The organism is Vagococcus luciliae (assembly GCF_024637875.1).
In the GTDB taxonomy this organism is placed as follows: Bacteria; Bacillota; Bacilli; order Lactobacillales; family Vagococcaceae; genus Vagococcus; species Vagococcus luciliae.
In genome coordinates, this window is record NZ_CP102451.1 from 672,037 (window position 1) to 685,223 (window position 13,187).

Below are 13,187 nucleotides of genomic sequence, written 5' to 3' on the forward strand. Positions count from 1 at the left end.
GAACGAAATGACAAAAGAATTAGTTATAGGTGTAATCGGTGGCGGACGTATTGGAAAACTTCATACAAAAAACTTGGTACAAATGCCAGGTGTGAAAGTAAAAGCAGTCGCGGATATCTTTGCAGATAACATGCCGACCTTTGAAGCAGAACATGGTGTTCCTTTAGTATCAGATTTTGATATCATTTTTAATGATGATGAAATAGATGCAGTATTTATTTGTACACCAACAGATACACACGTTGCGTTAATTAAAAAAGCTGCGGCAGCGAAAAAACATATTTTCTGTGAAAAACCAATTAGTTTTTCTGATGAAGAAACAGTTGAAACTTATCATATCGTGAAAGAAGCTGGAGTAAAATTCCAATTAGGTGTTAACCGTCGTTTCGATCGTAATTTTGCACAAGTTAAAAAACACGTTCAAGATGGATCTATTGGAGATATTCAGTTATTACGTATTGACTCACGTGATCCAGAAGCACCACCTTTGTCTTATGTTAAGTCGTCAGGCGGTCTATTTTTTGATATGATGATACATGACTTTGATATGGCCCGTTTTATCACAGGTAGTGAAGTAAAAGAAGTTTATGCTACAGGGGATGCATTAGTTAATCCAGAATTAGAAGGTATTGATGTTGATACAGCAATTGTGACATTAACCTTTGAAAATGGATGTCTAGGTGTGATTAGTAATAGTCGTCAAGCAGTATATGGCTATGACCAACGTTTAGAAGCATTTGGTTCAAAAGGTGCGTCTCAAGCAGAAAATGAATTAGTAAATCAAGTTGTGTTATCAGATGAGTCAGGTGTTCATAGCCAAAAACCACTTCACTTTTTCTTAGAGCGTTATAATGATGCGTATATTAAAGAAGTTGAAGAATTCTTGACAGCGATTAAAGAAGACACAGATACTGTTGTGACGTACGAAGATGGTATCATGGCACAACGTTTAGCTTTTGCTGCAAACGAATCTCTGAAAACTGGTCAGCCTGTTAAAGTTAAAAAATTATAAAAGGTGAATGACATGGAAAAAAGTATTTTATTTATCTGTGAGTCAGGTATTAGTGCCTCGTTATTTGTTTCAAAAATGTTAGAGAGTTTAAGAGAACATGGTTTGAATTATGATGTGGATTATGCACCAGTTCAACGTGTGGAAACAAAATTGTCACAACAACATTATGATGTGATTTTACTTGCACCACAAATTAAACGTTATGAAAAAGAATTAAGAAGTTTACTTGAAGAAAAATCACATGAATCGTATGTGAGTGGTATTCAAGATGACGAATTCATTACAATGAATATTGAGCGAATCCTAGAACGAATTAGATAAAACGACAATAGAAGCAGAGTAATTAATGATGATAAAATCTTTTAATAACTAAGTAGAAAAACGATGATATTCTCTAGTTTTTTAGAGACAAGTCATCGTTTTTTTGTGATGTGCATAATATCTGAGAGTTATCAATTTACGTTAAGAGTCTCTTATAGTACAGTAAATGTATCAAAATATGGAGGGGTTAATATGAATATTTTTATTGTTGGCGCAAGTGGAAGAGTTGCGACTAAATTAATTAAAAATCTTATTGAAGAAGGGCACTATGTGGTGGCTGGTTCTAGACACCCCAAAAATATTATTGAAATGGATGGGGTTAAATCTGTGAAACTAGACCTTCATGATAGTATTGACGAAATAGCTAATATTATTGGACAGCCAGATGTGATTTATTTTACCGCGGGCTCACGAGGACAGGATTTATTACAGACGGATGCTTTTGGTGCCGTAAAAGTCATGAAAGCTGCTGAAAAAAATCAAATCAATCGGTTTATTATGTTAAGTTCTCTTTTTTCTTTAGAACCTGATAAATGGTATTTAGAAGGATTAAGGGAGTTGACAGATTATAATATAGCCAAATTTTTTGCAGATAATTATTTAATAAATGACACGTCTCTTTGTTATACTATTTTACAACCAGGAGCGTTAACTGAAACAAAAGGAACGATGAAAATAACAATTGATGATGGTATAGCAGGAAGTAATTCTATTGACAATGTTGCGCAGACTCTATCGTATCTATTAGATAATGAGAAGACTTTTTATAAAGTAATCACAATGCGTGATGGAGATATGGACATTGAGCAGGCATTGAATAATATTAATTAATATAACTAAAAACTATTTATAATAACCCCCTAGTATATAGTCAATCAAACTATACTAGGGGGTTATGTTATTTTAATTGAAAGGTCATTTGTACAGGGTGATGATCTGTGTATCTAAATTGATAATCATAGGTATTGGTTTGCTTAGTATTGATATTGTCTGATACGATAAACCCATCAATCACATAGACTTGAGAGGATTCATAATCACCAGTAAACGCATGGTTTAATACTCTGACTGAAGGATGGGTATCATCATATGAAAAAGAGAAATGATCAGGAATATCAGTTGAACTAATACTTCCAGGCTTCCATCCTTTTTGCCCTGTTTGAGGGAATGATTGAGTGCCTTCAAAGACTTGGTTAAAATCTCCTCCAGCAATGACATAATTTCCTTTATCATACTCTTCTTCAAGTACTTTTTTTAGAAGTTTACTTTGTTCAATTTTCCCTTGACCATTATCATAAGCATCTAGATGTAAATTAAAGACAACTAACTCTTTATCACTGCCACTTATGGGAAATCTTGTTTCAAGCAGTGCACGTTTTAAATTAGCCATACGAACAGGCCAAGAAAAAGGATTAGGTAGCGCAATGCGTTTTGCTTCACTCATAGTTGCGTTAGTCATCGTGACGATTCCACTTTCTACTTTTCCAATCGGTGGGATAGGGAATGGGACGTATGGTACATTGAAATTATACGCAAATGTGCTTGGCATATGAAGCGCATTAGACAGCGATTCTTTTTGGTTTATATGGTATGAGCGTTTTGAATCTAAATCCACTTCTTGTAATAAATACATATCAGAAGGATGCTCTTTTAACATTGTTGTAATCCCAGCTAAATTTTCTTCGACGAGTTGTTTAGATTTAGGTTGGATATTTTTCCCGCCATCCATAAAAAAATCTTCAGAGCTGGATAAGCCGCCATAACCAATATTTAGTGTGAGCAGTGAGATGTCAGTCTGTTGTTGCAACATGTTTTTTCCTTTAGTAGTTATCGCTGTTTCAACTTCTCTAGGTTTATATTCTTTGATTGAAAGATAGCCAATAAGTAATAATACGGTACTTAGTAAACTTATGACAATCCCTAATGTAATCATTAATAATTTTTTCATATTTTCTCCTCCAAGTCAGTAAATGACTAGGGTTTATTATAAAACAGTTTAGTTTATTAGGAAATAATATTTTGACATTTCTATAATTAAAATCATTAGAACATCATATTTTTTTCGAGGAATATTTCTATAATAAAATTAAATCACGTTAAGGAGGTAGTATCATGGTAGCTATACCATATTGGTTAACTGTTTTAGCTTGGATTAGTTTATTTTTAGCAGGTATTTCTTTTATTTATATTGCATTAGATGTGAAAAAACACCCACAAAAAATGAAAATAATGACGATTGTTTGGCCATTAACTGCTTTATTTGGGTCGTTTATCTGGGTTTTGGCTTATAAAAAGTGGGGTGAAAACCACTTGTCAGAAAAAATGAAAATGGATGATTCTATGAATATGGGTTCATCAAGTAAGTCAATGGCAGTCTCTGTTTTTATTGGGACATGTCATTGTGGGGCTGGGTGTAGTTTAGCTGATTTAATCATAGAGTGGCTACTATACTTTTTTCCAGCATTGTATGTTGTGGGAGGTTACCCAACTATTTTCTCTCATAAATTATTTTCAGGATTTGTTCTAGCTTTTATTTTGGCTCTAATTATTGGAGTCAGTTTTCAGTACTTTGCAATTGTTCCGATGAAGCACTTAAGTAGAAAAGAAGGGATTATAGCTGCGATAAAAGCAGATACCTTATCGTTATCTTGTTGGCAAATAGGGATGTATGCTGCTGTTGCATTGTGCCAATTAAGTCTTTTTCCTCATTTCTTTGGAGGAGAAGTGTTACCAACTACACCTGTTTTTTGGTTAATGATGCAAGTTGCTATGTTGGTTGGATTTTGTACAGCATATCCAATGAATTGGTGGTTAATTAAGACAGGTATTAAAGAAAAAATGTAGAAAATATTGTTGTCATTTTAAACAATATTTTTTTGTTATTTTATTAAAAATGAAAGGGGATACTTAAATGGTATAATAGAAAGTAAGATGAAAAAGGAGGGGTCGTTATGACATTATTGTCACTTGCTCAAACAGTTTTAAGATTAGGGTTATCCATTGTAATGGGAGGTACTATTGGGTATGAAAGGGAACAAAAAAACCGTCCGGCTGGGATGAAAACACATATATTAGTCTGCTTAGGAGCAACCATTATTGCATTAATTCAACAAGAAATAGCTAATGAAGCTATAAGTTTGGTACAAGAAAATCCAGATATTGCGCATATTGTAAAATTTGATCAATCTAGATTAATCGCTCAAGTAGTAAGTGGTATAGGTTTTCTAGGAGCAGGAACGATTATTGTAACAAGGCAACGTATTACAGGCTTGACAACAGCAGCATCATTATGGTCATGTGCTGCAATTGGTATTGGTTTGGGGATGGGTTTTTATTTGGTCACAATATTAGGATTTATATCAATAATGTTTTCGTTATCATTAGTGAAGCAAATTATTACAGTTTCTAAAGTAAATAATTTAGAAATTCAATACGTGCATAGAAAAGAAACAAAAGATTTTATTCATCAATATTTTGAAGTACGTCAAATTGAAATAGAAGATGTTACATTTGAAGTTCAAATTATCGAAGGTGAAAAATATTATAAAAATGTTTATACGATTGATTTGCCGAAAACATTAACCTATGCTGATGTGATTGAAGAGTTATCTATGTATTCAAATGTACGGGAAATAAGGTTAGTGGCTATTAGTGATTAAATTAAGAAAAAAATGTTATTTATTAATAAATAAGGTACTATTTCTTGCGATTTATATTATTAAAGAATAATATTGTATTGAGAGTAATATTTTAAGAAGGGAAGAGAGTTATTATGTCAAATGAAAAAAATGGATTTGATTGGTCCTCATTTTTATTAGGAATTTTGTTTATCTTTGCATCGTTGGCGTCGTTTCAAGATCCTGCTGGAAATTTAGTGGCAATCGTTGTAGTTTTTGGAATGTTTGCTATTATTAAAGGTATTTTTGAATTGTTTTTAAGAAAGAAAGTGAGAGAATTTATAGGTTTTTCTGCAACAATGCCAATAGTAGTTGGTATTTTTGATATCATTGTTGGTATCTTTTTATTATTTAATATCTCTGCAGGTGTTGTGGCTCTACCATTTGTGTTTGCTATTTGGTTTTTAATTGATTCATTAGTCGGTTTATTTAGTTCAAATGCTTTAAAAAATTTGAATACAGGTTACTATTGGTTCTCAATCATTATTAATATTTTAGGTGTGATTGTAGGATTCATACTTTTAGCAAATCCACTATCATCTGCTTTGACATTGAGCTTTTTAGTAGGGTTTTATTTTATGATGTTTGGTATGACTGAAATTATCTATGCTTTTCGTTAATATGTTTGATGGATATGCTATAATTGAGTTAATTAAATAACAGTAAACTCAAAGGTGTGATAAAGATGGAAAAAGTAATGGTACATTGTACAACTGAAATTGTACATGGTGGATGTAATGTCTGCCCAACAACTGCTACCGCTACTTATGAGGTAGAATTGTCAGGTAAAATGATTGGGATTCCGAATTTAGATGTTGTGTCACTTCTTCGCCCAATTGTGAGAGAGCATGGTTATAAAGAACGTCAAGAATATGATGTGACAGGTGATTATGATGTGTTTGAAACATCAAACAACAGTGTAGATGTATTTGAAACCTATCAAGGACTACGCTTTAAAAATCAAGAAATTGAAAAAGAAGTCAAACCTACTTATGAATCAGATGATGACGTATTTAAAGTAGTAAATGAGTTGTTAACAGATTTATTTAAACTTGATGCGGTAGAATTTGTGACAGACATACCTGAAAATTAAAAAGTTAAGCGACTAGTCGCTTAACTTTTTTTATTAATATCACTATATTTATAAAGATTTGTGAAAATGGTTGGCTATTCTATGAAAGCGTGTTATATTTGAATGGAATTGAATATAAGAAACATTTGGGGTGCGTAAAGCTGAGATTATACCCATGGAATCTGATCCAGTTAGTACTGGCGAAGAGAAATGTGTCATTTATGACAAAACATTGAACCTAGGTCTATTTACGCCCATCCAATTTATTTGGACGGGCTTTTTTATTTGGATGAGTGTCGATAATTGTTATAGTGAATCAGAATGTACAAACCTCCTTTGTTTCTTTTAATGAGAAAAAGGAGGTTTTTTTTTGTTACAAAAATGGTCGTTACGTGAGGTAGTATTACTTGCGTTTTTAGCTTTTTTATTTGGTGGAGTCTTTATGGGAGCAGGTTTTTTAAATGCGACACTAAATATTTTACTAACACCATTAGGGTTGGGATTAATTGGGAAACAGGTGATTTTTGGAATGTGGACAATGGCAGCACCAATGGCTGCGATGTTAATTCCTAAAAAAGGCAGTGCCATCTTGGGAGAGGTATTAGCAGCCTTAGCTGAAATGATTTATGGTAGCTATTTTGGACCAGGTGTTTTATTATCAGGATTTATTCAAGGTCTTGGGACAGAGTTAGGATTTATTGTAACAGGGTACAAACGATATGATTATCTTCCGCTAGTGTATGGAGCTATTGGAACAACTATTTTTAGTTTCATTCACACATATATTAAATATGGCTTTCATGTGTATCCATGGTGGATGATTACGACACTATTTTTAGTGAGATTACTATCAGTGATGTTTTTTGGAGTAGAGGTTGTATCATTTGTGATGAAGTTATACAACAAGAGCCAACGATTAGCAACACTTTAAATATAGGAGGATGGGTAAGATGAAGGGTAAATGGACATTACGTGAGGTTGTTTTATTAGCATTATTAGCCTTTTTATTTGGCGGAGTATTTATGGGGGCAGGATTTTTATATGCAGGGTTATCAGCTGTGTTAACGCCACTTGGATTAAGTCCTTTTGCTAATGAAATATTATTTGGGTTATGGACAATGGCAGCACCAATGGCAGGGATATTAATTCCTAGAAAAGGAAGCTCCATTTTAGGAGAAATGTTGGCTGCATTAGCAGAGATGTTATATGGCACGTATTTTGGACCAGGTGTTCTTATTTCAGGTTTTTTCCAAGGACTTGGAACAGAACTAGGGTTTATGGTAACACGATATAAACGCTACGACATCGTGCCATTATTTTACGGGGCAATTGGTACAACGGTCTTAAGTTTTGTATATGAATTTTTTAAATTTGGATATGGAACGTATTCAATTGGAATGATTTTATCACTTCTTGCTGTGCGATTTTTATCGGTGACGTTCTTTGGCGTTGTTGTGGTGTCAATGGTCATGAAGCTTTATAACCGTTCACAAGAGCTTTCGGTAGTAAAAGAATGAGAGGGATTGAATTAAGTGAGTTGACGATTAAACGTGGCGATAAAGAGGTGTTACGTCAGGTTGACTTTGGTTTTTCTCCTCATGAATTTATTTTGCTATCTGGTACCAGTGGTAGTGGTAAATCAACGTTATTAAAAGCCATTGCTGGATTTGCTGGTGTGCCATATTCAGGTACAATCACCGTTGATGGCAAGAGTCTAACACAAGCGAGTATGTCTGATAAGGCTAGACAGATTGGTATGATGTTTCAAAATCCTGGCCAACAATTTACAATGAAAACACTACGTCGTGAAATTATTTTTGTTTTAGAAAATCTGCAAACAAAACCTAGTGATATCACGGAACAAATGCACGAGGCTGTTTTATTAGCAGATACGACAGAATTATTAGATAGACAGTTATCAACTTTATCAGGTGGGGAAAAGCAACGAGCAGCATTGACTGTTTTACTAGCGATGAGAAGTCCATTTTTATTATTAGATGAGCCGTTTGCCAGTATTGATCCTAAAACAAGAAAATTATTGATTCAACAGTTACATCAATTAAAAAATCAAGGTAAGACGATTATTATTTGCGACCATGATTTTAATGATTATGCTGATGTGGTTGATACATGGGTGACACTAGATAATCAAGTATTACAAAAAGTTCCAGTAGCCCTTTTAAAGCAAGAGCAGACAAATGTCCTGTTGACGGATCATAGAGCATCTATGGATACCATTTTAAGATTAGAAGGTGTCAGATACAAGCAAAATAAACGCGAGTTACTTAGTCAAGATTCTTTTCATTTTTCTAAAGGAATCACCACACTTACAGGAAATAACGGAACAGGGAAATCAACGTTATTTCGTTCGATAGCACAATGTCATCGTTATAAAGGTAAGATGTTTTTATACGATAAAAAGCTTAAAAAAAGCCGTACGCTATATCAGACATTATCCTTAGTTACTCAAGAAGCGGAAAAACAATTCGTGACACTCACACCAGCTGAAGAATTTACTTATAGCGAGTATCAGTGGGAGGACGCTAAACGTCAAAGACAGGAAGCGATTGAGTTTTTAGGATTGGAACCACTACTTAATCGGAGCGTGTTCCATCTCAGTGAAGGACAGAAAAAAAGCATTCAATTACTGACGATGCTGAGTTTAGATGTGCCGTTTTTACTATTAGACGAGCCGTTTTCAGGTTTAGATGAACGTGCTGCCAACTATTTTGCTAATTGGTTTAAAAGGCAAGCGAACAGACAAGATATGATTATTATTTCGCATCGATTGGCGCCACTTGATGGGGTTAGTCAACATCATGTGCATTTAGATAAGAAACAATTATGGCAACAAGATTATTCGGTAAAGGAGGAGTTAAAAGATGTCAGTGACGAAAAGTTCTGCTTTAGTGCTAAGCGGACTACTACTACTTTTGACTATTGAATTGTCATTTACCTCATCTGTGACGTTAAACTGGTTTGTTGTGTTAGTCAGTGCTTTGTATCTTATTAGTAAGAAAAAATGGTTTGGGTTGTTTGGTTTAGTTTTTTTTCCATTAATTCCAGCTTTAGGAACGTATTGGTCAGTTTATTTATATGGAAATAATCCTGATTATGGTCTTGTTCTAGTGAGTCGAACCTTTGCTTTTGCAGCGATAGGCATGGTGTTTGCATTTGGTGTCGACTTAGAAGAATTACTCTTAATTTTAGAGCAAAAAAAATTACCAACGTCATTTGTTTACGGCATTTTAGTTGTTTTACATGCGATGCCTGTGATTCAACGAGAGATCGTAGCACTAAGGGAAGCCAGTTTATTTCGTGGGAAAAAACTACATTTTTATTCGCCATTGATGTATTTAAAAGTTATTTTTGTCGCCAATCATTGGCGGGATAGTTACACAGAGGCCATGTTTTCAAGAGGATTTGATGAAGAAGGCGAAAGGACGCATTACACACAATATAAAGTGTGTCCTAAAAGTTTAGCTACATTAGGCGTATTAACGATCGTATCACAACTTATATTAATCATTACTTAGGAGGAAGAAAGATGTTTACAAAAATTGCACGAGAGAAATCAGCACCTTATTGGGAAGGAAGTTTTACTCATCCATTTGTCGCAGGAATCCAAGAAGGAACGTTATCTGATGAAGCGTTTCGCTATTATTTGATTCAAGATGGGTACTACTTAGAACATTTTAGTAAACTTCATCGTTTGATAGCAGAACAAGTTGAAGACGAAGAAGTGAGAGAGATGCTACTAACAGGGTCTAACCACCTTAAAGAAGGTGAGATGAGTATTAGAGAGGATTTCTTTACTGAGTTAGGTATTACAGATGAAGAAATCGCTAGTACTGATATTGCTCCAACAGCTTATAATTATGTGTCACACATGTATCGTCAATTAATTGATGGGACGCCAAATAGTGCTGTTGCGGGTTTACTACCATGTGCGTGGTTATATCAAGAAATCGGGACTGAATTAATCAAGACGGGTTCACCTCATCAGTTGTACCAACGATGGATTGAAACATACTCTGGAGAAGAATCAAAAGAAGAAGTCGCTCATCAATGTGCTTTGCTGAATCGACTTTACGAAGAAAGTGAAAAAGCAGAACAAGAAAAAATGATTGAGGCATTTTATGTGAGTGCTCAAATGGAATACCTGTTTTGGGAAATGGCATATACACATCAAAAATGGCCGGAAGGAGAAAAAGATGCCGTCTCAAACTACTAATTTAAAAAAACTATTGATTTTATCTCTAATGATTGCGATGGATGTGGTGTTATCGCCACTCTTTCGTATTGAGGGGATGGCTCCAATGTCTAGTGTGATGAACGTGATTGGTGTGATGTTAATGGGACCCTTTTACGGTACCATCATGGCATTTGTTTGCGGTGTACTCCGAATGATGCTTCTAGGGATTCCCCCACTGGCCTTAACAGGTGCTGTTTTTGGCGCATTACTTGCTGGCATTTTTTACAAAATTTATCCAACCGTATATAGTGCAATGTTTGGTGAATTTTTAGGAACAGGAATTATTGGTTCGCTATTATCTTATCCTGTAATGGCTTGGTTTACAGGAAGTCGTAATGGTATGTACTGGTTTTTCTATACACCAAGATTTATCGGTGGCGCTGTGATTGGTTCATTTGTAGCCTTTATTGTGATGAAAAAATTAGCGAATGTTCCAACGTTTCAACGAATTCAAGCGATGTTTTTTAATGTGAAAGTGGGTGAAGAGCAACATGTTACGAGTTAATCAATTTCAAACTCCCTTTCCTCTAATACCTTCTCCTCTAGTGCATTGTATTACGAACTCAGTGACATGTGAAACGGTCGCAAATAGTGTGTTATACATTGGAGGAAAGCCAATTATGACAGAAGATACGCGAGATTTTTCAGATTTATATGAACAAGTAGGTGGCGTGTTAATCAATATTGGCCATTTGTCAGAAGAAAAAGAAACTGCTATGGAACTCGCCATGGAAGAGGCTCATAAGCACAACGTCCCTATCGTTGTAGATAATGTCGGCGTCTCTAGTTCAAGAATACGAAAAGAAGTAGCCAACAAATTATTGTCTCTTGAACCAACTGTTGTCAAAGGCAATGTGTCAGAAATGCGAACGTTGTGTAATTTAGCTAGTCATGGAAAAGGTGTCGATGCAGCCGAAGAAGACCAAGATTCGTCAGCGATGAAAGAATTAGAAGAAGGGCTATTAGCACTAACCAAAATCCATCCAAATACGTGTTTTTTAGCGACAGGACCAAGTGATTTAGTGGTGTATCAATCACAAGTTTTGCTACTACAAAATGGCATTGAGGCATTAGATAAATTCACAGGGACGGGAGATGTCGTTGGGGCATTAATTGCAACACTTTTAGGTAGTGGGGTGGATGTATTGCCAAGTGTTTTACAGGCAGTAAGCTATTTTAATTTGTGTGGTGAAAAAGCATTAGAAATAGTTCAAAATGACGCGAAAATTGCGAGCATTCGCGAAGAAACATTGAATCAATTATCACTATTAAAACAAAATGAGTCATGGCAAAATGGGATAAAAGGAGATTGGTTATGATTGATGAGGCATTAACATTGTATTTAGTGACAAATTCAGATGGGTTATCTGATGACGTCTTTTTAACCAGAGTAGAGGAAGCATGTAAAAATGGTGTGACACTTGTCCAATTAAGAGAAAAAAAAGCTAGCACACGAGAATTTTATCAAAAAGCGTTAGCAATTAAAGGTATTACGGATAAATATGGTATACCTCTTATTATCAATGACCGAGTCGATGTGTGTTTGGCTGTTGATGCAGCTGGTGTGCACATTGGAGATGATGAGTTGCCAGTTGATGTGACACGTCAGTTGATTGGTCCGGATAAATGGTTAGGTGTCTCAGCTAAAACCGTTGAGCGAGCACTTGAGGCCAAAGAACAAGGAGCAGACCATTTAGGTGTCGGGGCCATGTTTCCAACAACGACGAAAGAAAATGCTCCAACAACGGATATCTCAGTTTTGCAAGATATCATTCACGCAGCACAGTTACCAGTTGTCGCGATTGGCGGGATTAAAGAAGAAAATATGGCTGCATTACGTGACACAGATATTTCAGGTGTCGCGATTGTGAGTGACATTATGCAAGCTGATGATGTAGCGAAAAAAACACAAGCCTTAAAGAAACAGATTGTAAGTATAAAGGAGAAAAATCATCATGACAATTAATCAAACCCCTCAAGTAGTAACCATTGCTGGAAGTGATTCAGGTGGTGGTGCAGGCATTCAAGCAGACTTAAAGACATTTCAAGCAAGAGATGTTTTTGGTATGAGTATTGTTGTTGCCTTGACTGCACAAAATACATTAGGTGTACAAAGTAGTCTACCGATACCATGTGACTTTGTTGCGGAACAATTTGATTCTTTGGCAGCAGATTTTCATATACGCGCATGTAAAACAGGGATGCTAGCAGATAAAGAGCATGTTCAAGTTGTTGTTCAAAAATTGAAGGAAGTTGATTTTGGACCATTGATTGTTGATCCAGTTATGATTGCAAAAGGAGGGCACTCTTTACTTAAAAGAGAAGCAGTAGATTGTATCAAGAAAGAGTTACTACCTCTAGCAACTGTTTTAACACCAAATATTCCAGAAGCAGAAGTGTTAGTTCAACAAGATATTAAAACAAGTGAAGACATGATTCAAGCCGCATATGACTTGCAACAAATGGGGGTCAAAAATGTGGTGATAAAAGGAGGCCACTCATCTGATATTTTAGCGAAAGATTTTGTCTTACTTGAAAATGGCGAGACATTTTGGATGAGTTCAAAACGGATTGAAACAATTAAAACGCATGGAACAGGCGATACGTTCTCATCATGTATTGCAGCAGAAATAGCAAAGGGCAAGTCGGTTAAAGAAGCTATACAAATTGCCAAAAGTTTTATTCAAGGAGCGATTGAACAAGAAATTTTTGTTGGTCATGGTCATGGGCCAACAAATCATTGGGCAATACCTGCACAAGATATTTTAATTGATTAACTATTTTTCAAAAGAATGTTTATTATTGTCTGTATAACGAATAAATGTTACAATTATATTACAAATAGTAATG

General features: G+C 35.1%; 17 protein-coding genes and 1 riboswitch. Of the genes, 16 read left to right on the top strand and 1 reads right to left on the bottom strand.

All coding sequences use genetic code 11. The features are described from left to right. Positions 1-7: 7 nt before the first annotated feature. From iolG to G314FT_RS03540, 3 genes are all read left to right on the top strand, one after another. On the top strand, positions 8-1,012 hold the full coding sequence (gene iolG / locus G314FT_RS03530) for an inositol 2-dehydrogenase (protein ID WP_257702073.1): 1,005 nt from the start codon (positions 8-10) through the stop codon (positions 1,010-1,012). A 12-nt stretch (positions 1,013-1,024) separates the two neighbouring features. After that, positions 1,025-1,333, top strand: coding sequence for a PTS sugar transporter subunit IIB (locus G314FT_RS03535; RefSeq protein ID WP_257702074.1), 309 nt, complete (start codon positions 1,025-1,027; stop codon positions 1,331-1,333). 192 nt (positions 1,334-1,525) lie between these two features. Next, positions 1,526-2,164: an NAD(P)H-binding protein gene (locus G314FT_RS03540; RefSeq protein ID WP_257702075.1), complete on the top strand. Its 639-nt coding sequence runs from the start codon at positions 1,526-1,528 to the stop codon at positions 2,162-2,164. A gap of 67 nt (positions 2,165-2,231) precedes the next feature. Here the strand turns inward: G314FT_RS03540 and G314FT_RS03545 are convergent, their stop codons facing one another. Next, positions 2,232-3,281, bottom strand: a complete 1,050-nt coding sequence (locus G314FT_RS03545) for an endonuclease/exonuclease/phosphatase family protein (protein ID WP_257702076.1) — start codon at positions 3,279-3,281, stop codon at positions 2,232-2,234. Positions 3,282-3,445: 164 nt separating this feature from the next. Here G314FT_RS03545 and G314FT_RS03550 point away from each other — a divergent pair, with 164 nt between their 5' ends. The 13 genes from G314FT_RS03550 (at position 3,446) to thiD (ending at position 13,114) form a co-directional block, all read left to right on the top strand. Continuing rightward, complete coding sequence (locus G314FT_RS03550; protein WP_257702077.1) at positions 3,446-4,177, top strand: DUF4396 domain-containing protein; 732 nt, start codon at positions 3,446-3,448, stop codon at positions 4,175-4,177. Positions 4,178-4,284: 107 nt separating this feature from the next. Next, a complete protein-coding gene (locus G314FT_RS03555; protein ID WP_257702078.1) occupies positions 4,285-4,992 on the top strand; it encodes an MgtC/SapB family protein in 708 nt (235 codons plus the stop codon). A gap of 113 nt (positions 4,993-5,105) precedes the next feature. After that, positions 5,106-5,630, top strand: a complete 525-nt coding sequence (locus G314FT_RS03560) for an HdeD family acid-resistance protein (RefSeq protein ID WP_257702079.1) — start codon at positions 5,106-5,108, stop codon at positions 5,628-5,630. 65 nt (positions 5,631-5,695) lie between these two features. Next, a complete protein-coding gene (locus G314FT_RS03565) occupies positions 5,696-6,103 on the top strand; it encodes a DUF4809 family protein (protein ID WP_257702080.1) in 408 nt (135 codons plus the stop codon). Positions 6,104-6,219: 116 nt separating this feature from the next. Continuing rightward, positions 6,220-6,308, top strand: a riboswitch (TPP riboswitch). Between the two features lie 144 nt (positions 6,309-6,452). Then, positions 6,453-7,013 carry an ECF transporter S component gene (locus G314FT_RS03570; protein WP_257702081.1) on the top strand — a complete coding sequence of 187 codons (561 nt, stop codon included), beginning with the start codon at positions 6,453-6,455 and terminating at the stop codon, positions 7,011-7,013. 19 nt (positions 7,014-7,032) lie between these two features. Continuing rightward, entirely contained in the window at positions 7,033-7,599 is a 567-nt protein-coding gene (locus G314FT_RS03575) for an ECF transporter S component (RefSeq protein ID WP_257702082.1), read from the top strand. Further along, complete coding sequence (locus G314FT_RS03580; RefSeq protein ID WP_257702083.1) at positions 7,596-9,026, top strand: ABC transporter ATP-binding protein; 1,431 nt, start codon at positions 7,596-7,598, stop codon at positions 9,024-9,026. The genes G314FT_RS03575 and G314FT_RS03580 overlap by 4 nt, the downstream gene beginning before the upstream one ends. Continuing rightward, entirely contained in the window at positions 8,965-9,618 is a 654-nt protein-coding gene (locus G314FT_RS03585; RefSeq protein ID WP_257702084.1) for a CbiQ family ECF transporter T component, read from the top strand. The genes G314FT_RS03580 and G314FT_RS03585 overlap by 62 nt, the downstream gene beginning before the upstream one ends. Positions 9,619-9,629: 11 nt before the next feature. Further along, positions 9,630-10,316 carry a thiaminase II gene (gene tenA / locus G314FT_RS03590; RefSeq protein ID WP_257702085.1) on the top strand — a complete coding sequence of 229 codons (687 nt, stop codon included), beginning with the start codon at positions 9,630-9,632 and terminating at the stop codon, positions 10,314-10,316. Continuing rightward, on the top strand, positions 10,297-10,842 hold the full coding sequence (gene thiW / locus G314FT_RS03595) for an energy coupling factor transporter S component ThiW (RefSeq protein ID WP_241699512.1): 546 nt from the start codon (positions 10,297-10,299) through the stop codon (positions 10,840-10,842). Before tenA ends, thiW begins: the two co-directional genes overlap by 20 nt. Beyond that, entirely contained in the window at positions 10,829-11,656 is an 828-nt protein-coding gene (gene thiM, locus G314FT_RS03600) for a hydroxyethylthiazole kinase (RefSeq protein WP_257702086.1), read from the top strand. Before thiW ends, thiM begins: the two co-directional genes overlap by 14 nt. After that, positions 11,653-12,303, top strand: a complete 651-nt coding sequence (thiE, locus tag G314FT_RS03605; RefSeq protein ID WP_257702087.1) for a thiamine phosphate synthase — start codon at positions 11,653-11,655, stop codon at positions 12,301-12,303. Before thiM ends, thiE begins: the two co-directional genes overlap by 4 nt. Further along, positions 12,293-13,114, top strand: coding sequence for a bifunctional hydroxymethylpyrimidine kinase/phosphomethylpyrimidine kinase (gene thiD / locus G314FT_RS03610; protein ID WP_257702088.1), 822 nt, complete (start codon positions 12,293-12,295; stop codon positions 13,112-13,114). The genes thiE and thiD overlap by 11 nt, the downstream gene beginning before the upstream one ends. The last annotated feature ends 73 nt before the right edge of the window (positions 13,115-13,187 follow it).